The 20,971-nt window shown below is 64.1% G+C and carries 18 protein-coding genes; 11 read left to right on the forward strand and 7 right to left on the reverse strand.

The genetic code is table 11. The features are described 5' to 3' along the window. Window positions 1–6 precede the first annotated feature (6 nt). Complete coding sequence (locus P9273_RS15805) at window positions 7–1,167, forward strand: glycoside hydrolase family 25 protein (protein WP_278049740.1); 1,161 nt, start codon at window positions 7–9, stop codon at window positions 1,165–1,167. 24 nt (window positions 1,168–1,191) lie between these two features. Here P9273_RS15805 and P9273_RS15810 read toward each other — a convergent pair whose 3' ends face one another. Then, window positions 1,192–2,034: an AraC family transcriptional regulator gene (locus P9273_RS15810; RefSeq protein WP_278049741.1), complete on the reverse strand. Its 843-nt coding sequence runs from the start codon at window positions 2,032–2,034 to the stop codon at window positions 1,192–1,194. Between the two features lie 246 nt (window positions 2,035–2,280). Here P9273_RS15810 and P9273_RS15815 point away from each other — a divergent pair, with 246 nt between their 5' ends. From P9273_RS15815 to P9273_RS15845, 7 genes are all read left to right on the forward strand, one after another. Then, complete coding sequence (locus tag P9273_RS15815) at window positions 2,281–3,747, forward strand: alpha-glucosidase/alpha-galactosidase (protein ID WP_278049742.1); 1,467 nt, start codon at window positions 2,281–2,283, stop codon at window positions 3,745–3,747. A gap of 106 nt (window positions 3,748–3,853) precedes the next feature. Continuing rightward, complete coding sequence (locus P9273_RS15820) at window positions 3,854–5,932, forward strand: ABC transporter substrate-binding protein (RefSeq protein WP_278049744.1); 2,079 nt, start codon at window positions 3,854–3,856, stop codon at window positions 5,930–5,932. Between the two features lie 112 nt (window positions 5,933–6,044). Further along, window positions 6,045–7,052: an ABC transporter permease gene (locus tag P9273_RS15825; protein WP_278049745.1), complete on the forward strand. Its 1,008-nt coding sequence runs from the start codon at window positions 6,045–6,047 to the stop codon at window positions 7,050–7,052. Continuing rightward, a complete protein-coding gene (locus tag P9273_RS15830; protein ID WP_278049746.1) occupies window positions 7,053–8,201 on the forward strand; it encodes an ABC transporter permease in 1,149 nt (382 codons plus the stop codon). It abuts the gene before it with no gap. A gap of 9 nt (window positions 8,202–8,210) precedes the next feature. Further along, window positions 8,211–9,881 carry an ABC transporter ATP-binding protein gene (locus tag P9273_RS15835; RefSeq protein WP_278049748.1) on the forward strand — a complete coding sequence of 557 codons (1,671 nt, stop codon included), beginning with the start codon at window positions 8,211–8,213 and terminating at the stop codon, window positions 9,879–9,881. 20 nt (window positions 9,882–9,901) lie between these two features. Then, window positions 9,902–11,269: an alpha-glucosidase/alpha-galactosidase gene (locus P9273_RS15840; protein ID WP_278049749.1), complete on the forward strand. Its 1,368-nt coding sequence runs from the start codon at window positions 9,902–9,904 to the stop codon at window positions 11,267–11,269. Between the two features lie 66 nt (window positions 11,270–11,335). Continuing rightward, window positions 11,336–11,758: a hypothetical protein gene (locus P9273_RS15845; RefSeq protein WP_278049750.1), complete on the forward strand. Its 423-nt coding sequence runs from the start codon at window positions 11,336–11,338 to the stop codon at window positions 11,756–11,758. A 64-nt stretch (window positions 11,759–11,822) separates the two neighbouring features. On the opposite strand, the gene purD is transcribed toward P9273_RS15845, so the two are convergent. Continuing rightward, window positions 11,823–13,103 carry a phosphoribosylamine--glycine ligase gene (purD, locus tag P9273_RS15850; RefSeq protein ID WP_278049751.1) on the reverse strand — a complete coding sequence of 427 codons (1,281 nt, stop codon included), beginning with the start codon at window positions 13,101–13,103 and terminating at the stop codon, window positions 11,823–11,825. A gap of 176 nt (window positions 13,104–13,279) precedes the next feature. Then, the gene (locus tag P9273_RS15855) at window positions 13,280–14,074 is read right to left on the reverse strand and encodes a phytanoyl-CoA dioxygenase family protein (protein ID WP_278049752.1); all 795 of its coding nucleotides are present in this window, start codon (window positions 14,072–14,074) and stop codon (window positions 13,280–13,282) included. Window positions 14,075–14,166: 92 nt separating this feature from the next. Here P9273_RS15855 and P9273_RS15860 point away from each other — a divergent pair, with 92 nt between their 5' ends. Further along, window positions 14,167–15,078 (forward strand): LysR family transcriptional regulator, encoded by a 912-nt coding sequence (locus tag P9273_RS15860; RefSeq protein ID WP_278049753.1) that lies wholly within the window; start codon window positions 14,167–14,169, stop codon window positions 15,076–15,078. Between the two features lie 51 nt (window positions 15,079–15,129). After that, complete coding sequence (gene ubiA, locus P9273_RS15865; RefSeq protein WP_278049781.1) at window positions 15,130–16,113, forward strand: 4-hydroxybenzoate octaprenyltransferase; 984 nt, start codon at window positions 15,130–15,132, stop codon at window positions 16,111–16,113. A 202-nt stretch (window positions 16,114–16,315) separates the two neighbouring features. On the opposite strand, the gene P9273_RS15870 is transcribed toward ubiA, so the two are convergent. From P9273_RS15870 to P9273_RS15880, 3 genes are all read right to left on the reverse strand, one after another. Further along, window positions 16,316–16,882, reverse strand: a complete 567-nt coding sequence (locus P9273_RS15870) for a DUF6101 family protein (protein ID WP_041002489.1) — start codon at window positions 16,880–16,882, stop codon at window positions 16,316–16,318. A gap of 185 nt (window positions 16,883–17,067) precedes the next feature. Next, on the reverse strand, window positions 17,068–18,501 hold the full coding sequence (locus tag P9273_RS15875) for an FAD-binding oxidoreductase (RefSeq protein WP_278049754.1): 1,434 nt from the start codon (window positions 18,499–18,501) through the stop codon (window positions 17,068–17,070). A gap of 77 nt (window positions 18,502–18,578) precedes the next feature. After that, a complete protein-coding gene (locus tag P9273_RS15880) occupies window positions 18,579–19,541 on the reverse strand; it encodes an L-threonylcarbamoyladenylate synthase (RefSeq protein ID WP_278049755.1) in 963 nt (320 codons plus the stop codon). A 275-nt stretch (window positions 19,542–19,816) separates the two neighbouring features. Here P9273_RS15880 and P9273_RS15885 point away from each other — a divergent pair, with 275 nt between their 5' ends. Then, the gene (locus P9273_RS15885; protein WP_278049756.1) at window positions 19,817–20,329 is read left to right on the forward strand and encodes a hypothetical protein; all 513 of its coding nucleotides are present in this window, start codon (window positions 19,817–19,819) and stop codon (window positions 20,327–20,329) included. A gap of 127 nt (window positions 20,330–20,456) precedes the next feature. Here the strand turns inward: P9273_RS15885 and P9273_RS15890 are convergent, their stop codons facing one another. Then, window positions 20,457–20,762: an ATPase gene (locus P9273_RS15890; protein ID WP_278049757.1), complete on the reverse strand. Its 306-nt coding sequence runs from the start codon at window positions 20,760–20,762 to the stop codon at window positions 20,457–20,459. Between the last annotated feature and the right edge of the window lie 209 nt (window positions 20,763–20,971).

Genomic DNA, 20,971 nt, shown 5'->3' on the forward strand with positions numbered 1-20,971 from the left:
CCCTGATTGAAAAAGCCGGCGCGCCCTCTTCGCCGCCTGGCGCTTCTCGCTGCGGCGGTTGCGCTGGGCACGGCGGCAAAGGCCTCGGATTTCTCCGAGCCGTGGAAGAATGCTGACCGCCCGCTGGTGATCGACGCGTACGAATACAATTCCATCGACTGGCAGCAGCTCGTCACCGACAAGCGCGTCGTCGGCTTCATCAACAAGGCGTCCGATGGGCTGCCGCCGCCCTATTTCTGCTTCGGCAGCGAGACCGACGTCAAACTGTGCAAAACGCTGTGGAAGCGCCATGCGGTGACGCGCGAATTGTTCCAGACGCGCAAGGTAGTGGCCAAGGCGCTTGGCCTGAAATGGGGCGCCTATCACCTCGCCAGGCCCGGCAATCCGGTCGAGCAGGCCAATAATTTCATCGATTTCGCGGAACCGGCGCCGGATGAGCTGATGGCTCTCGACATCGAAGGCATCGATCCAACGCAATGGATGTCGCTGGAGGACGCCGAGGAATTCGTGCGCCAGGTGCATCGCCGCCTCGGCCGCTTCCCGGTCCTCTATGTCAACGGCAAGACAGCCCAATATATCGCCGACAATCGCTACCAGTATCGTCTCCTGTCGCGGCTGCCGCTCTGGTATGCGCGCTACAAGCCCGACATCGACGTGCATTTCCCGATGGGCAACTGGCAGGGCTATACGCTCTGGCAATTCTCGGCGCAGGCCAATTGCGGCCGCTTCTCCTGCCCCTACCGGGTGCCCGGCACGCCCAACGACATCGACGTCAGCGTCGCGCCGATGGGCGCCGACGAGCTGCGCCGGCAATGGGCCTTTGGCGGGCTGCTCGACGTGCCGTCCGACTATCTCGCCTCGATCCCGGTGCCGGTCTCGCGCGAGGCAGCGCTCGCCGGGAAGGTCACCATCACCTATGCCGATGTGGCGACGCCCCCGACCTTCGAGGAGATGGTGGCCGTGCTCGGCGCGCGTTGGGAAAGATTCCGCGACGAGTTCCGCATGCCGGTGGTGAAGACGGTGCCGCGGCGTGCCATCTTCGGCATCGTGCAATATGTCGCCTGGAAACGCTCCGGACAGCGCACGCCCGAGCAGATCGACGCGGCCTTTGCCGCGGCCGATCCGGTCAGTACCGCTTCGACCGCGCTCGATAGCGCCAAGCGCTGACTTCCGCCAAAAGCTTTGAAGCCATCAGCGATGATTGCCGAGGCTGGCATACATGCCGGTGGTGCGGAACTGCGTCGGGTTGATGCCGTAGCAGCGGCGGAAGACCTTGGAGAAGTAGTTCGCATCCTCGAAGCCGCACAACACCGCGACCTCCTTCACCGGCAGGAAATCCGCCTTGGTGAGCAGCTTCGCCGCGCGCTGCAGGCGCTGCTGCAGCACGAATTCGGCCGGCGGCAGTCCTTCGCTCTCGGCAAAGCAGCGCGAGAAATGGGCGCGGCTGAGGCCGCTGATCTCGACAAGCTCCGCCACAGGCAGCGGCCTGTCGAGATTGGCGTTGATGTGGTCGATGACAGGCTGCATGGCGCTCTGCTTCTCGGCGAAGGCATGGGAGCCGAAGACATCGTCATAGAGCGCCATCGCCGCCTCATAGGCGATCGCCGAGGCAGCGCCCGGCGAAGCGGCGCCCTTGATCAGCCGCAGGCTGCAATTGGCAAGGTGATCGATGGTCGCCGGCTGCAGCCGGAACACCGGGCCCGAGACGCTCAGGATCGACTTGTGGATGCGCAGCGCCTCCTCGCCATTCATCGAGATCCAGAAATATTCCCAGCGATCGCCCTTGGCCAACCAGTAGCGGTGGTTGTGCGGCACCAGAACCAGTAGCGTGTCGTTCGCCTGCAGGCGATAGTTGCGGCTCTCGTAGCGCAGCTGACCGGTGCCGCTGATCGTGTGCTGGAGGACGGTGAACGGCGTCTGGCCGCGCTTTCGCCCGTCCCAGTCGTAGGTTTCGTCCTCGCGCAGCTCGTAGCCCGTGCTGGTCGGCATGGCATGCAGGCGCTGGCGGCCGCGCGGCAGCGAGATCGTCCGCATCAGCTTTCCATTGGCGATTAGGTCCCGCAGCACAAAATTACCCTCGAAAGCATAATCCTTCTCTGGCCGCGCCGGCGAATAAGCGCATAATCGGGCCCTCAAGAACGCGAAAGACCCGCGGTCGAGGAGCGGGCGGAGGAGAAAAAGCCGGATTTCCGGCTTTGAATGGCATGCGCGCTGTTGCGTGCGGCCATATCCTCCTCCGTTGCTCCTTGCCTAGCATTCGAACGGATCGAGGTGAAGGTGATGAGTTTCAAAATCGCTATTATCGGCGCCGGCAGCGTCGGCTTCACCAAGAAGCTGTTCACCGACATCCTCTGCGTGCCGGAGTTCAAGGACATCGAATTCGCGCTGACCGATGTCAGCGAGCACAATCTCGGGATGATCAAGGCGATCCTCGACCGGATCGTCGAGGCGAACAAATTGCCGACGAAAGTGACGGCGACCACGAACCGCCGCGAGGCGTTGGAAGGAGCGCGCTACATCATCAGCTGCGTGCGCGTCGGAGGGCTCGAAGCCTATGCCGATGACATCCGCATCCCGCTGAAATATGGCATCGACCAATGCGTCGGCGACACGATCTGCGCCGGCGGCATCCTCTACGGCCAGCGCAACATCCCGGTGATCCTCGACTTCTGCAAGGATATTCGCGAGGTTGCCGCGACCGGCGCCAAGTTCCTCAACTACGCCAACCCGATGGCGATGAACACCTGGGCCGCTATCGAGTACGGCAAGGTAGACACGGTCGGGCTCTGTCACGGCGTGCAGCACGGCGCCGAGCAGATCGCCGAGGTGCTCGGCGCGAAGTCGCCAAGCGAGCTCGACTATGTATGCTCAGGCATCAACCACCAGACCTGGTTCATCGAGCTCAGGCTGAACGGCCGGACGATCGGCAAGGACGAGCTGGTCGCCGCCTTCGAGGCGCACCCGGTCTATTCGAAGCAGGAGAAGCTGCGCATCGACGTGCTGAAGCGCTTCGGCGTCTATTCGACCGAAAGCAACGGACATCTTTCCGAATATCTGCCCTGGTACCGCAAGCGCCCCGAGGAGATCACACGCTGGATCGACATGTCCGACTGGATCCATGGCGAGACCGGCGGCTATCTGCGCTATTCGACCGAGACCCGCAACTGGTTCGAGACGGAATATCCGCAATTCCTCGAAGCGGCCTCGAAGCCGATCGACCCGGCAAAGCGCTCCAACGAGCATGCCAGCCACATCCTCGAAGCGCTGGAGACCAACCGCGTCTATCGCGGCCACTTCAACGTCAAGAACAACGGCGTGATCACCAACCTGCCGCAGGACGCCATCATCGAATCGCCCGGCTTCGTCGACCGTTTCGGCATCAACATGGCGGCCGGCATCACGCTGCCGGAGGCGTGCGCGGCCACCTGCATGGCCTCGATCAATGTCCAGCGCATGTCGGTGCACGCCGCGATCGCCGGCGACATCGATCTCTTGAAGCTCGCCGTGCTCCACGACCCGCTGGTGGGTGCCGTGTCGACGCCGGAGGAAGTCTGGCAGATGGTGGACGAGATGGTCGTCGCCCAGGCGCAGTGGCTGCCGCAATATGCGCATGCCGTTCCGGCCGCGAAGGAGCGGCTTTCGAATTCCAAGGTCAAGACCCGCGACTGGGCGGGTGCCGCGCGGCGCAGCGTGCGCTCGATAGAGGAATTGCGCGCCGAAAAGGCGGCACTCAAACAAGCCGGCTGATGTCGCCGGCAGGCAGGCGGACATGCAGGGGGCGCGCCCGCCGGATCAGCCGTCCAGAAACAAGACGCGGGCAGCAGCAGGCGTCCAAAACAACTGGGAGGAGACGATGAGGACCTTACGCAGACTTGGCTTTGCCGCCGGACTGGTGATGAGCGTTGCCATTCCGGCATACGCCTTCGCATCCGAGCCGACGATCCCACCCGAGCCGGCGACGTTTCCGGCCGAAGGCAAGATCCATTATGTGGCGCGCGACTCCATCCTGGAGTTCAAGGCGCTGCCCGAATATCACGAGCCGGACTGGGTGACCGAGAAATACGTCAAGACCGGCAAGCTGCCGCCGGTCAAGGACAGGCTGCCCAAGGAGCCGCTGGTCTTCAAGACCGCCAACATGCCCGACGGCATCGGCGTCTATGGCGATACGATGCGCCATGTCATCGGCGGCCGGCCTGAGGGCTGGAACTACGGCGCCGGCCAGACGCAAGGCTGGGGGGGCATCGACATCGGGCTCTCCGAATGCCTGACGCGCACCGCGCCGCTGTTCCAGGTCGAGGCGAAGGATACCGAGCCGCTGCCGAACCTCGCCAAGAGCTGGGAGTGGTCGAAGGACGGCCACAAGCTGACCATGCATCTAATCGAAGGCGCCAAATGGTCCGACGGCGTCCCGTTCAATGCCGACGACGTCATGTTCTACTGGGACGACGAGGTCGTCGATCCGAACGTCTCGCCGCTGAACGGCGCGACCCCGGAAACCTTCGGTGTCGGCACGACGCTGAAGAAGATCGACGATTACACCGTCGAGTGGACCTTCAAGGAGGCGTTCCCGCGGCAATATCTCTACGCCATGGCCTACGGCACGTTCTGCCCCGGTCCCTCGCATATACTGAAGCCGCAGCATCCGAAATATTCGAAGAACACCTACGACCAGTTCAAGAACGCCTTCCCGCCGGAATATATGAACATGCCGGTGATGGGCGCCTGGGTGCCGGTCGAATATAGGCCGGACGACATCATCGTGATGCGCCGCAATCCCTATTATTGGAAGGTCGACGAGAAGGGCAACCAGCTGCCCTACCTCAACGAGCTGCAATACAAGCTCTCGACCTGGGCCGACCGCGACGTCCAGGCTGTTGCCGGCTCGGGCGACTTCTCCAACCTCGAGCAGCCCGAGAACTTCGTCGCCTCGCTGAAGCGCGCTGCCGACCCGAACGCGCCGGCGCGCCTTGCCTTCGGCCCGCGCCTCATCGGCTACAATCTGCGCATGAATTTTTCCGCCAATGGCTGGGGCAACCCGGACGAGCGCGGCCAGGCGATCCGCGAGTTGAACCGCAACGAGGACTTCCGCAAGGCCGTCACCATGGCCCTCGACCGCAAGGCGCTGGGCGATTCGCTGGTCAAGGGACCGTTCACCGCCATCTATCCCGGCGGCTTCTCCTCGGGCACCAGCTTCTACGACCGCAAATCGACCGTCTACTATCCCTTCGACCTCGAGGGGGCCAAGGCCTTGCTCGCCAAGGCCGGCCTCAAGGACACTGACGGCGACGGCATCGTGAACTTCCCGGCCGGCACCGCCGGCGGCAAGGATGTCGAGATCGTGATGCTGGTCAACAACGACTACACGACCGACAAGAGCCTTGCCGAAGGCGTTGTCGCGCAGATGGAAAAGCTGGGGATCAGGGTCGTGCTCAACGGGCTCAACGGCACCCAGCGTGACGCCACGCAATATTCCGGCCGCTTCGACTGGCTGATCCGGCGCAACGATCAGGAGCTGACCTCGGTCGTGCAGAACACCGAGCAGCTCGCGCCGGTCGGTCCGAAGACCAGCTGGAACCACCGGGCGCCGGAAAGCGGCGAGGTCGACATGATGCCCTTCGAGAAGGACCTCGTCGACATCGTCAACAAGTTCGTGTCGACGCAGGACAACGACCAACGCGCCGAGCTGATGAAGAAGTTCCAGAAGATCTCGACCGAGCATGTCTATAATGTCGGCCTGACGGAATATCCCGGCGCGCTGATCGTCAACAAGCGCTTCTCGAACATCCCGCAGGGAACGCCGATCTTCATGTTCAACTGGGCCGAGGACTCGATCATCCGCGAGCGCGTCTTCGTCAAGGCGGACAAACAGGCCAAGTACGAACTCTTCCCCGAGGAGCTTCCCGGCAAGCCCGGAGACAAGGGCCCGATGTAAGGTTTACCTCCCCTGACCGAGGAACCCGGCCGCGCCGCGGCGCGGCCGGGTCAAGACCAAACCTGCGAATGCTCCGCAACGGAGCGACCGGCAAGAAGGAAGCGGACCGCCTATGCTGCGATTCCTGGTCATGCGCATAACGTCGGCGATCCCCGTGCTGGCCATCTTGAGTCTTGCCACCTTCGCCATCATCCAGGCGCCGCCCGGCGACTACGCCGACTACATAAGATCGCAGCTGATCAACCAGGGCGGCGCCTCCTACGCCGAGGCCGAAGCACAGGCACAGGCCTATCGGAAGGAACACGGCCTCGATAAGCCGCTGCCCATCCAGTACCTCAACTGGATCGGTGGCATCGTCACCCGCGGCGATTTCGGCTACAGCCTCTACTACAACAAGCCGGTGGCCGATGTGGTGGGCGAACGCCTGCCGCGCACGCTGCTGCTTGCGCTGGTCTGCCACCTGCTCGCCTCGGTGCTCGGCATCACCTTCGGAATCTGGGCGGCGACGAGGCAGTATAGCTGGATCGACTCGACACTTTCGGCGATCTCGTTCCTCGGCATGACGGTGCCGCGCTTCCTGATGGCGCTGATCATCGTCTATCTGCTGGTTTTCCAGTTCAACGTGTCGGAGATCGGCTCGTTCTTCTCGCCGCAATATGGCGGCGCGCCGTGGTCGTGGGCGAAATTCGTCGACCTGGTCAAGCATGTCTGGCCGGTGGTGGCGATCGCGACCTTCGGCGGCCTCGCCTATAATATGCGCGTCATGCGCGGCAATCTGCTCGACACGCTGAACATGCAATATGTCGAGACGGCCAAGGCCAAAGGCCTGACCGGCGGCGCGGTGGTGATGCGGCACGCCGTGCCCAACGCGCTGCACCCGCTGGTGATGTATCAGGGCGTGGTGCTGCCCTATATGCTCACCGGCGAGATCGAAACGGCAATCATCTTCGCGCTGCCGACCGTCGGGCCGGCGATCGTCGGCTCGATGGCGGTGGGCGACGTCTATGTCACCGCAACCTTCATGATGGTGTTGTCGGCGACACTGATCGTCGGCAACATCATCGCCGACATGCTGCTCGTGCTGCTCGATCCCCGCATTCGCCAGTTCGGGGAGCGCTAGATGCTGGCGCGCGACCCCTCCCCGACGCCCCTTACTCCCTTGCCCGCGGAAGGCGTGATCATAGCCGAGCCGGCGCATGGCAACGAAAGCTATATCGCGCTGGTCTGGCGTCGTCTGAAGCGCTCCTGGACCGGCATGGCAGGGCTGTTCCTGGTGGTGCTTCTGCTCGTCATGGCGGTGTTCGCGGATTTCATCGCGCCCTCGGATCCGAAGGCGACCGATGTCGCCTTCGCGCCGCCGGAGGTGCCGAGCTTTCACGACAAGGACGGCAATTTCACCTTCCGGCCGAGGATCTATGCGCTGGCGGAATCGACCGACCTCGATCCCGTCACCTTCCAGCCGATCGTCGGCCCCGACTACGACCATCCGCGGCTGCTCGGCTTCTTCGTCGAGGGCGCGCCCTACCGGCTCTTCGGGCTGATCCCGGCGGACCGGCACTTCTTCGGCTCGATGGACGGCCAGCCGGTGCATTTCCTCGGCACCGACAAGTTCGGCCGCGACGTGCTGTCGCGCGCCATCCACGGCTCGCGGGTCTCGCTGATGATCGCGCTGACGGTCGTCTTCATCATCACCGTAATCGGCACGACCGTCGGCATGGTCTCCGGCTATTTCGGCGGCAAGTTCGATGTCTGGGTGCAGCGCTTCGTCGAGCTGGTGCTCGCCTTCCCGCAACTGCCGCTCTATCTCGCGCTGACCACGCTGATCCCGGTCACCGCGCCGACCAATGTCTTCCTCGCCTTCGTCATCATCGTCATGTCGGCGCTGGGCTGGGCGCAGATGTCGCGCGAGGTGCGCGGCAAGACGCTGGCGCTGGCGCGCATCGACTATGTGCGCGCCGCCATGGCGGTGGGAGCGACCGACCGGCGCATCATCATGCAGCACATTTTCCCCAATGTGATGAGCCATGTGATCGTCGCGGTGACAATCGCGATCCCGACCGTGGTGCTGCTCGAAGCCTTTCTCGGCTTCCTCGGCTTCGCGGTGAAGCCGCCGCTGATCTCATGGGGGCTGATGCTGCAGGACACGGCGACCTATTCGGTCATCGGCACCTATCCGTGGATCCTTTCGCCGGTCGGCTTCGTGCTGATCACCGTCTTTGCCTTCAACGCGCTGGGCGACGGCCTGCGCGATGCCGTCGATCCCTATTGAGGTGGCCGGATGACGACGATCGCGCTTTCAGACAATTTCGCACCGGCCGCCCGGCATGATCATGGCGCGCGCCATGACCAGCCGATCATCGACGCCCGTAACATCGAGGTCGCCTTCAAGGTCGAGCACGGCACCGTCGAGGCGGTCAAGGACGTCTCGTTCCAGCTCTATCGCGGCGAGACCATCGCGATCGTCGGCGAATCCGGCTCCGGCAAGTCGGTGACGGCCCGCACCGTCATGGGGCTCTTGTCGCGGCGGGCGACGGTGTCGCCCAAGTCGAGCGTCGAATATCTCGGCCAGAACATCCTGAAATTCCCCGAGAGCGCCCGGCGCAAGCTGCGCGGCAACCGCATCTCGATGATCTTCCAGGAGCCGATGAGCTCGCTCAACCCGATCTATACGGTCGGCAGTCAGATCGTCGAGGCGATCCGGGTGCATCGCAAGGTGAGCCGCAGGGAGGCCTGGGCGCGGGCGCTCGAGCTTCTCAAGCATGTCCAGATCCCCGAGCCGGAGGCGCGGCTCAAGCAATATCCGCATCAGCTCTCCGGCGGCCAGCGCCAGCGCGTCATGATCGCGATGGCCCTGGCCAACGAACCCGACGTGCTGATCGCCGACGAGCCGACCACCGCGCTCGACGTCACGGTGCAGGCGCAGATCCTCAACCTCATCCGCAATCTTCAGAAAGAGCTGAAGATGGCGGTGATCCTGATCACCCACGACCTCACCGTGGTGCGCAAGTTCTCCGACTATGTCTATGTCATGCAGCATGGTGAGATGCGCGAGCACAACGTCACCGAGCGGCTATTCGCCAACCCGCAGCATTCCTACACACAGCGGCTGCTCGCTTCCGAACCGCACGGCCGGCCGAAGCCGCTGCCGGACGGCAGCGGCACCATCCTCAAGGCGAACGGCGTGCGCGTCTGCTTCATGCTGCGCCACGGCTCTTTCCTGAAGCCGGACTGGCGCGAACTGGTCGCGGTCGACGATCTCGACCTGAAGCTTTGCCGCCACGAGACGCTCGGGCTGGTCGGTGAATCCGGCTCCGGCAAGACCACCTTCGGCCAGGCGCTGCTCAGATTGCAGGACGCTAAGCGTGGCGAAATCCGCTTCGACGGCCAGCCGATCGAGAAGCTGTCGCGCGCCGAGATGCGGCCGCTGCGCTCGCGCATGCAGATCGTCTTCCAGGATCCGTTCTCCTCGCTCAATCCGCGCATGACGATCGGCCAGATCATCGAGGAAGGGCTGGTGGTCAACAGACTGGGCGCGACGCGGCGCGAGCGGGTCGAGCGGGTGCGCGAGGCGTTGGTCAGCGCCGGCATGCCACGCAACATCCTGTCGCGCTTCCCGCATGAATTCTCCGGCGGCCAGCGGCAGCGCATCGCGATCGCGCGGGCGATTGCGCTGGAGCCCGAATTCATCCTGCTCGACGAGCCGACTTCGGCGCTCGACCTTTCCGTACAGGCGCAGATCATCGACCTGTTGCGCAAGCTGCAGGACGAGCGGGGCTTGAGCTACCTGTTCATCTCGCACGACCTCAAGGTGGTGCGGGCGCTCTGCCACCGGGTCATCGTCATGCAGCACGGCAAGATCGTCGAACAGGGACCCGTCGACGAGGTCCTTTCCAATCCCAAGACCGCCTACACCGAACGGCTCGTCAGGGCCGCATTCGACGTGGCGTGACCATATTCCGGAGGCTTACAGTGGCTAGAAATCCCAGGATCACTTTCATCGGCGCCGGCTCGACGGTGTTCATGAAGAACATCATCGGCGACGTGCTGCAGCGACCGGCGCTGTCGGGCGCGACGATCGCGCTGATGGACATCAACCCGCAGCGGCTGGAAGAGAGCGCCCTCGTGGTCAACAAGCTGATCGCGACCCTCGGGGTCGAGGCCAAGGCCGAGACCTATTCCGACCAGCGCAAGGCCTTGGCGGGCGCCGACTTCGTCGTCGTTGCCTTCCAGATCGGTGGCTACGAGCCCTGCACCGTCACCGATTTCGAGGTGCCGAAGAAATACGGGCTGCGCCAGACCATCGCCGACACGCTCGGCGTCGGCGGCATCATGCGCGGCTTAAGGACCGTGCCGCATCTGTGGAAGATCTGCGAGGACATGCTCGCCGTCTGCCCGGAAGCGATCATGCTGCAATATGTGAACCCGATGGCGATAAACACCTGGGCGATCGCCGAGAAATATCCCGCGATCAGGCAGGTGGGACTCTGCCATTCGGTGCAGGGCACGGCGATGGAGCTGGCGCATGATCTCGACCTTCCCTATGACGAGATCCGCTACCGCTCGGCCGGCATCAACCACATGGCCTTTTATCTCAAATTCGAGCATCGCCAGCGGGACGGTTCCTACCGCGACCTCTATCCCGACCTCGTGCGCGCCTATCGCGAAGGCCGCGCGCCGAAGCCCGGCTGGAACCCGCGTTGCCCGAACAAGGTGCGCTACGAGATGCTGACGCGGCTCGGCTATTTCGTCACCGAAAGCTCCGAGCATTTCGCCGAATACACGCCCTATTTCATCAAGGAGGGCCGTCCCGACCTGATCGAGAAATACGGCATTCCGCTCGACGAATATCCAAAACGCTGCATCGAGCAGATCGAGCGCTGGAAGGGACAGGCGGAGGCCTATCGCTCGGCCGAACGGATCGAGGTCGAGCAGTCGAAGGAATACGCCTCCTCGATCATGAACTCGGTGTGGACCGGCGAGCCGTCGGTTATCTACGGCAATGTCCGCAACAATGGCTGCATCACCTCGCTGCCTGCCGACTGCGCGGCGGAAGTGCCCTGCCTGGTCGACGCCTCCGGCATCCAGCCTACTTATATCGGCGACCTGCCGCCGCAGCTGACGGCCCTGATCCGCACCAACATCAATGTGCAGGAGCTGACGGTGCGGGCGCTCACGACCGAGAACCGCGAGCACATCTACCACGCGGCGATGATGGACCCGCACACCGCGGCCGAGCTCGATCTCGATCAGATCTGGTCATTGGTCGACGACCTGCTTGCCGCGCATGGCGACTGGCTGCCGGCCTGGACGCGGACTGATAGAAGCAAGGCTGCCTGACCATCATCTGCGCAGATTTTTGAGAGTTTAATCTCAAACTAACTGGCAGAACGATAGAACACCCGGATGAATTGGTGGATCGGATCCTTCTGGGTGCTTGTCAGCCTAGGTGTTGCGGCGCTCGACTATCGTGTCCAAAGGCTGGGCGGAAAGCGATGGCTTGTGGACTGGCCTTGGCGCTTGGCGATGTACTTTGCGCTCGGTGGCCTCGTCACGTCCGTACCGATCTTCCTCTACCAGTTCGGCGAGGCGATCATTGGCCTGTACAATCATCCACCAACAGCGAAGATGCTCGTGGCGCTTCTTCCTTCGGCGGTCGCGGCGATTGTTGCCGTGGAAGTTCTCAAGCTGGCCGGCCGAACCATCCGCAGATCAGGCGGGTCGCTTCAGGGGCGCCGTTTAGTAGTAGCCATCTTTTTGTTCATGGTAGCCGCAGGCATTATCGGTGCAGGCTACCTTGGCAACTTGTACCTTTTGAGGGATCATTAGCAAAAATGCCCGCGCCAAACCGCTGAGGACCTGCAGCGACAAGTTCCTCTTTCTTCCCTAGGGGTCAGCCGCCGGCCTTCTCGCGCTCGACGGCGCGCCAGCCGATATCGTGGCGGTAAAAGCCCTGCGGCCAGTCGATCAGGTCGATCGCGGCATAGGCCTTGGCCTGCGCCTCGCCGACGGTCTTGCCGAGCGCGGTGACGTTGAGCACCCGGCCGCCATTGGCGACCAGCGCGCCGCCATTGATGGCGGTGCCGGCATGGAAGACCTGGACGCCCTCGCCTTCCGCCTCGTCGAGGCCGCGGATGACCGAGCCCTTTTCCGGCGTGCCGGGATAGCCCCGCGCCGCCATCACCACGGTCAGCGCCGTGTCGTCGCTCCAGCGCACCGACATATGCGCGAGCTGGCCGTCGACGGCGGCGTTGAGCAGGACGAGCAGATCGTCCTTCAACCGCATCATCAGCACCTGGCATTCGGGATCGCCGAAGCGGGTGTTGTATTCGATCAGCTTGGGGCCCTGGTCGGTGATCATCAGCCCGGCGAAGAGGATGCCGGCGAAAGGGGTGCCAAGATTCGCCATGCCGCGCATGGTCGGCTCGATGATCTCGCGCATGGTGCGTTCGCTCATTTCCGGCGTCATCACCGGCGCCGGCGAATAGGCGCCCATGCCGCCGGTGTTCGGCCCGGTATCGCCGTCGCCGACGCGCTTGTGGTCCTGCGCCGTGCCGAAGGGCAACGCCGTGGCGCCGTCGCAGAGGCAGAAGAAGCTCGCCTCCTCGCCGGTCAGATATTCCTCGACCACGACCTCTGCGCCGGCGGCGCCGAAGGCGCCGTCGAAACAGGCCTCCAGCGCGGCGTTCGCCTCATCGAGCGTCATGGCGATGGTGACGCCCTTGCCGGCGGCGAGCCCGTCGGCCTTGATGACGATCGGCGCGCCGGTCTTTTCGACATAGGCCTTTGCCGAGGCGAGGTCGCTGAAACGGCCATAAGCGGCGGTCGGGATGTTGAACCTGGCGCAAAGGTCTTTGGTGAAGCCTTTAGAGCCTTCGAGTCGCGCCGCAGCCTTGGACGGACCGAAGACGCGGATGCCCCAGGCGCGCAGGTCATCGGCGATGCCGGCGACCAGCGGCCCCTCCGGGCCGACCACGACGAGATCGATCTTCTTTTCCTGGCAGAAGGCGGCCACTGTGGAATGGTCGGCAACGTCGAGCTTGACCAGTTCGGCGACACGGCCGATGCCGGGATTGCCGGGCGAGGCGTAGAGCTTCGTCAGCAGCGGCGAGGCGGACATCTTCCAGGCGAGCGCATGTTCGCGGCCACCCGAACCGAGAAGAAGAACGTTCATGGCCACCTCTTGCTGATCGTCTCCCCGAACCCGCTATTGGTCCGCGGGCGACGGGTCAAGGCGTCTTGGCATTTTGGCGGCAATTGCGCACGGGAAGATGGGCCTCATCAAAGCCGATGCGACGTGCCCCGGACCTCCAGCGGTCGGGCGAAACGGCGCAAGCTCCTGAGGATGGCTCAGCTCTGGTAGATGACGGGGAACCAGTCCTCGCGCAGTTTCTGGCCAGGCTTCATATCGTGGCCGGGATAGGGCGGCGAGGTGCGGCCGGGACGCTCGACATAATGCGCGTCGTCGCCGACCCAGCGCAGCGACAGCGCCCGGCGCCGCGCCGAGGTCAGGTTGCCGCGCGCGCCGTGAGCGGTGCGGAAGTCGAACAGGATGGCGTCGCCAGGCTCCATCTCCCATTCCAGAACCTTCATCGAAGGATCGTTGTCGGGGTCGGGCACCGGGAGGTAATCGCCCTCGCCGGCGTAAAAGTTGGCGTCGTTCAGCCAGCGCACCGGCAGCACCATCTTTTCCCATTTGTGCGAGCCGGCGATCAGCCGCAGCGTCGCGTCCTTCACCGGATCGATCGGAATCCAGAAGCTCACCGTCTGGCTGCCGTCGACGAAATAATAGGGAATGTCCTGATGCCAGGGCGTCGGCTTCTGCGTGCCGGGCTCCTTGACCAGGACGTGGTCGTGGAAGAACTGGGCGCTGCGCGACTGCATGACCGCGGCGGCAAGCTCGGCGGCCGGCGATTCGCGCACGATCCTGACGAATTCCGGGATGCGCTCCCAGTTGCAGTAATCGTCGAAGAAGCTGCCCTTGCCGCCGGCGATGTCGGAGGCCCTGGCGCTGCGGTTCTGCATATTGCGTTCGATGCCTGCGGCGATGACATCGACCCAATCCTTGAAGGCGCCGCGGATGCAGACGGCGCCGTCGCGCTGGTAATCGGCAATCGTCGAGGCATCGATCTTCGGGCTGGCCATGGCGCGCTCTCCTTGTGTGCGACGCCCAACTGTCGCAGCCGGCTCATATCGAGTAAAATAATAACTTCACATCCTGCTTATAGTTTCGACCTATGAAGTTTACGCTCACCCAATTGCGCTATGTCGTTGCCGTTGCTCGCTATGGCAGCGTGACCGCGGCAGCCCAGGCACTGAACGTGTCGCAGCCGTCGATTTCGGTGGCGATCGACAATGTCGAGAACGCGCTTAGCCAGAAACTGTTCGTGCGCCAGCGGGGAAGCGGTGTTTCGCTGACATCCTTCGGCCGCAGGGCCGTCGCCAAGGCAAGGCAGGTGCTGGGCGAGGCGGACGAGTTGGCGGCGCTCGGATCGCGCGACGCCGATGTCGGCGGCGAGCTGGTGCTCGGCTGCTTCGAGGACCTGGCGCCCTATTTCGCGCCGGCGCTGATGCGCGCCTTCGCCGAGCGCTGCCCGGCCGTCACCGTCGTCATCGGCGACGAGACCTTCGACACGCTGGGGCGGCGCCTGGCCGACAGCGCCGTCGATCTCGGCCTCACCTACGACCTCGGCCTGCCCGGGCACTTCAAGCGCATTCTGCTGCATGAGTTGCGGCCGCACGCGCTTCTGCCGGCCGGCCATGCGCTGGCGGACAAGCACGCCGTCAGCCTGGCGGAACTCGCCCGGCATCCGCTGATCACCACCGACCAGCCGCACAGCTGGCAGCATATGCTGGACCTCTTCCTCAGCCGCGGCCTGTCGCCGATCGCCCGGGCAACGACAAGCTCGTTCGAGCTACAGCGCTCCATGGTGGCGAACGGATTCGGCGTCGCGGTCAGCTATACGAGGCCCTATGGCGACCGCAGCTATGACGGCCTGCCGCTGGTCTGCAAGCCGATCTCCGATCCGCTGCCGATGCAGCGCATCATCCTGACGCATGACACGCGCCAGCGCCTGTCGAAGGCGGCCATGGCCTTCATCGACGTCGCCAGGGCATGGTTTGCCGGTCACGATGTTTTCACTGCCTAAGCGACACTGCGGCAGCTTGACGGCGCCTCTTGCTGCTGCCACTCCAGCGTGATGGAAACCGTCCAGTCCAAAGCGATCCAGGGCCGTGTCGCCGATGCGCCGAGCGGCCATTGGGTTTACCGGGTGCTGCCGCGTTGGCTCTGGCCCTATGCGCAGCTTGCGCGCTGGGACCGGCCGATCGGCTGGCAGCTGTTGTTGTGGCCCTGCTGGTGGTCGGCCGCACTTGCCGCGGGCGCCTATCCGCGCCCGACCGACCCGCTGCTGACGCTGCTTCCGGCGCCCTGGTACCTGCTGCTGTTCTTCATCGGCGCCGTTGCCATGCGCGGGGCCGGCTGCACCTATAACGACCTCGCCGACGAGGACATCGACAACAAGGTCGAGCGTACCCGGTCGCGGCCGCTGCCGGCGGGTAAGGTGACGCGCCCCCAGGCCTGGGCATTCGTCATCATCCAGGCGCTGGTGGGCCTGGCCGTACTGTTGCAGTTCAACAGCTTTGCCATCCCGCTCGGCATCGCTTCGCTCGCGATCGTCGCGGTCTATCCCTTCATGAAGCGCATCACCAACTGGCCGCAATTCGTGCTTGGGCTCGCCTTCTCCTGGGGCGCGCTGATGGGCTGGGCAGTCGAGTTCGGCGACATCGATGACCCGGCGATCATGCTCTATATCGGCTCGATCCTGTGGGTGATCGGTTACGACACGATCTACGCGCATCAGGACAAGGAAGACGACGCCATCGTCGGCGTGCGCTCGACGGCGCGGCTGTTCGGCGACAACACCAAGACCTGGCTCACCGGGCTCTATGGCGGCGCGCTGATCTGCTTCGCCATCGCCTTTGCCTCGGCGCAGGTGCCGATCGTGGCGCTGGCCGGGCTGATCGCCGCCGGCGCGCATATGGCGCGCCAGATCATCCGGCTCGACATCAACAATCCGGACCAGTGCCTGAAACTGTTCAAGTCGAACAACCAGGTCGGCTGGCTGATCTTCCTCGGCCTGATCGGCGGCTCGGTGTGGATTTGGCTGAAGCCGCTGGTGTAGTCTCCCTTCTCCCCATTGCACGGGGAGAAGGTGGCGGCAGCCGGATGAGGGGCGGCGCCAACCTTGAAAGCAAGGCGAATTTGTAGCAGCCGTATGGCTCGTGCGTCGAATTAGATTTTGAGGTGGTTAAACGCCAAGATCAGCGCTGCCCCTCATCGCCTTGCCGGGCACTTCTCCCCGTATAGTGACGGGGAGAAGAAACCTACTCTCTCGCAATAATCTCCTGGCCGTCGATGACGAGCCTCAAGCCCAGATTGCCGGCCTTGCGGCGGGCGAGGAAGCGCGGGCGGCGCATGGTCGAGACGCGGCCCTTGCGGCGTTCCTGCGGCGGCAGCGCCTTGATGGCTGCGCCGAGCGATTCTTCCAGCGTGCGGGCGATGCCGTCGGCTTCGATCAGCAGCATCGGCAGGCCATAGGCGTCGGCCCAGGCGCGCCAGTCGGCGGCGACGTCCTCGAGGTCGTCGGCGACCAGCAGCGGCACCGACAGCATCGGATCATTGTGCAGGAGCTCGAGTGTCACCGTGACGTTGCCGTCCGGATCCTCCATGGCGCGGGCGGCGACACCGCGGAACGCCTTGGCGGGCAGCGCGATGATCGCCGGCACGCCGCTCATCTCCAGCACACGGCGGATGACGGCGCCGCGCTGGTCGATGGTGAAGGTCACGTCGCCATAGTCGTCGCGGGTGGCATAGCTCACCATCTGCGGCAGGCGAAACGGGTCGAGACGCATGTTGCGCCCGGCCCAGACTGGCTTCAGTCCAGTGTTCATCGATGTCTTCCCTGTTAGTCCTGAGGGCCGTTTTTCCGGTTCTCTCAGGGCCGGTTTTTCCGGCCTCGTTATGGGAAGAAAAATTAGCGCTCGCTTCTTACCGGCGCGCTTAAGAAAGTCGGTTAAATTTTGCTGATCTTGGCGATGGTTATCGGAATGCGACCGGCGATCGCATTCAGGAAGAATCAGATAACCTTACCGGGATTCATGATGCCGGCCGGATCGAACGCCGCCTTCACGCGGCGCATCAGGTCGATCGCCATCGGCGGGGCCGTGGCGATCAGCTCATCGCGCTTCAGCTGGCCGATGCCGTGCTCGGCCGAGATCGAACCATGGAAGGAGCGCACGACATCGTGCACGGCCTTGTTCATGGGATGGTAGAGTTCGAGGAAGGCCTCGTCCTGCCAATCGAGGGGGCGCGAGATGTTGTAGTGCAGATTGCCGTCGCCCATGTGGCCGAAGCAGACGACGCGCGCGCCGGGACAGACCCCTTCCACCACGCCGGCCGCCTTTTCGATGAAGTCGGGGATCGAGGCGATCGGCACCGAAATGTCATGCTTGATCGAAGCGCCCTCCGGCTTCTGGCATTCGGGCAGCGTCTCGCGGAAATTCCAGAAGGCGTCGCCCTGGGCAAGGCTTGCCGACACCACCGCGTCGCCGACGATGCCTTGATCGAGAGCCTCGGCCAGGATCTCCTCGATCAGCGCCCTGCCGTCTTCCTCGGAACGGCCGGAAGAAACCTGCATCAGCACATACCACGGCCAGTCCTCGGTCAGCGGCCGGGTGATGCCTTGCCCGTGCTTGAGCCTGAAATCGTAGGGCCTTCTGGCGATCAGCTCGAAGGCGGTCAGCGATGCGCCCGCCCGGTCCATCGCCAAGGTGAACAGCGACAGCGCGTCTTTCGGGGACGACGGCAGGCCGGCAAAGGCGACCTCCCTACCCTTCGGCTTCGGAAACAGCTTCAGCACCGCGGCGGTGATGACGCCCAGCGTGCCTTCGGCGCCGACGAAGAGGTTCTTCAGATCGTAGCCGGTGTTGTCCTTCTTCAGCTTGCGCAGATCGTCAAACACTTCGCCGGTCGGCAGCACGACCTCGACGCCAAGGCAGAGCTCGCGCGCATTGCCATAGGCGAGCACGCCGGTGCCGCCGGCATTTGAAGAGAGATTGCCGCCGATCTGGCAGGAGCCTTGGGCGGCGAGCGAAAGCGGAAACAGCCGGTTGGCGGCGTCGGCCGCTTCCTGCAGCGTCTGCAGGATGACGCCGGCCTCGGCGGTCACCGTATTCGATAGCACATCGATCTCGCGGATGCGGTTCAGCCGCGACAGCGAGAGCACGATGTCGCGGCCGGATTTGTCCGGCACCTGGGCGCCGACCAGCCCGGTGTTGCCGCTCTGCGGCACGATCGGGGTTCCGGTCTCGGTCGCAAGCCGCATGATGCGGCTCACTTCCTCGACGCTGCCCGGCCTCAGCACCAGCGATGTGCGTCCATGCCAGAGGCCGCGCCGCTCGGTGATGTAAGGCGCGATGTCGGCCTGGTCGCGCAACGCATATTTGTCGCCGACGATCGCAACGAAGCGGTCGATGACGGCGGGGTCGAGGTCGAAGGGCTGGTCGTTCATGGGTCAGAACCTAGAGCAATTCCAGAAAAAGTGCGAAGCGGTTCCGTCCGAAATTGCATCAAAACAAAGAGATAGGCTCAAGCGGTCTTGTCACGCGGCGCGGCGGCGCGCGCGAGCCGGTCATTGATCGCCTCTCCCAAGCCTTCGAACGGGATCGGCTCGACGGCGATGGTCGCGGCACCGCTGCGGTCGAGCGCCTGCATGAAAGCGAACAGATTGCTTGCCGCCTCGCGCAGGTCGCCCGCTTCGGAAAGGTTGCGCAGCGCAACGGCCCGTTTCCAACCCTCGGCGCGGTTGCGGCCGAAGGCCAGCAACGCCTCGCCTTCAGCAATCTTTCCGACATTCAGCCGCATCGCGGCGCCCGGCGCATAATGCGAGGCGAGCATGCCCGGCGCCTCGATGCCGCCGGCGCCGCGCGACAGTTTCGCGCCGGCCACCGCCTCGATTTCCGCGGCGCCGATGCCGCCGGGCCGCAGCAGCCGCAGCTTGCCGTTCTCGACCTTGAGAATAGTCGATTCCAGGCCGACCGGCGTCGCGCCGCCATCGACGACCAGCTTGATCCTGTCGCCGAGATCGGCGGCGACGGCCTGCGCCGTGGTGCCGCTGATCTTGCCTGAAGAATTGGCGCTGGGGGCTGCGAGCGGCCGGCCGAGCCGCGCGATCAGTTCGCCGCCGAACCCGCGCGGCATGCGCAGCGCGATCGTGTCCAGCCCCGCGGTGACCAGCGGATGGATGCCACTGTCGGCGCGCTGCGGCAGTACCAGCGTCAGCGGGCCGGGCCAGAAGGCTTCGGCCAGTTTTGCCGAGAGCGGATCGAAGCCGGCAATACGATCCGCCATCGCGCGATTTGCGACATGGGCGATCAGCGGGTTGAAGCGCGGCCGGCCCTTGGCCTCGAAGATGCGCGCCACGGCGACGCCGTTGGTGGCATCGCCCGCCAGGCCGTAAACCGTCTCGGTCGGAATGGCGACGACGTCGCCGCCTTCGAGCAGCGCCAATGCCCGCTCCATAGCCTCGCCGGCCGCCAGTATCTCAGCCAAATTCGCCACCAGTCCTGAACATGCCGGTCCCGTAATACGGTCGCTTCCGCCGGGCAAGGGCGGGCATTGGCGATTTATCAATTCCTAAAATGTTAAGTTTCCGCGCAAGCCGGCTTCAATCTGCCGGCCCTAAACAGATATTCGTGGGGTACCCCACGAATATCTGTTTAGGTTCCCTGGGTTTTCGCAGGTTCTGATCGCAAAACCGTGGGACACTTTTGCGGACCTGCTTAGGGTGCGGGTTCGATGCGGTTGCGGGCTTGGGAGTTGTCGTGATGCGTTTGCTTGGAGCGTTCGGTATCAGCCTTCTGGCGATGAACGGCGCGGCACATGCCTCGTCGATCGTCGTGGTCGGCCCCCCGACCTCGACGCCTTCGGTCATCAGGCTGAATGCGATCGAACCGGCCAAGCTGTCCTCGGCCTCGACGCCGTCGATGGTAGCGCTGGGCGATCCTGTGCCCGCCGTCACCGACGAAAAGGTCGCTGCGATTCCCGAGAAGTCCGGCCACCATCAGGCCCCGATGATCATTCGCGGCGGCGTTGTCGGCGGCGCTTTCGCAACGCCCGCGGCGGCCGCAGCGGCCAAGCCCGCGACGCCGGCAACCACTCCCGCGGCCGCGCCGGCAAACGGCACGTCGCCGGCAACGCCTGCCAACGGCATCGCCTCCGCTTCGAACGGCAAAACCGGCAGCCAGCCGGCCGCGACGGCCAGTGCGCAGGCCGGCGCGCAACAACCGGCGCAGCCGCCAAATGCCCAGCCGCTGCCGCGCGTCGGCAAGGCGATGTAGATCACACTGGATACGCCTTCGATGTGCTAGGCGCTGTTTGTTGGGACGCAATTCCGGACGGAAAACCGTTTCACACTTTTCCTGGGATTGCTCTCGCCGACCCGTACCTCAGACGACGGGAAACGGCTCAGGGCGCTTCTTCCTTGTCATCGTCTTCATCCGCGTCGCCATCTTCATCCTCGTCGTCGGACTCATCGTCGCCCGAGGCCTGGGCTTCCTCGTCGGCTTCATCGTGTTCATCGTCGTCATCTTCGTCCTCGTCTTCCGACTCATCGTCGGCCGAGGCAGCGGCGTCTTCGTCGTCTTCGGACGGATCGGCGGATTCGACCGCCGCGGCGGCAGCGTGGTCGAGGATGTTCTCGGAAACGGATTCGATGGCCTCGGCGGCGGCCGGGGTCTCTTCAATCAGATCGATATCGTCAACGGAATTCATGGCATGCCTCCGTGGTTTGGGAACGTCTTTTGTCTGATACATGTCGTTGTCCCGGAACCGCTGCACACTTCCGGGCGACAGGCATTGGTTCTCCCACGTGGAGGTCATCGCCGTATGACTGTAAGCCGGCTCCAGTGCATTAATTTGGGGCGGCCAATTGCTCTGATCTACCCGCGTCCTAGCGGATGCGGGTAGATCTCGAAGACGCC

Origin of the sequence: Mesorhizobium sp. WSM4935, assembly GCF_029625735.1 — a bacterium.
Taxonomy (GTDB): domain Bacteria; phylum Pseudomonadota; class Alphaproteobacteria; order Rhizobiales; family Rhizobiaceae; genus Mesorhizobium.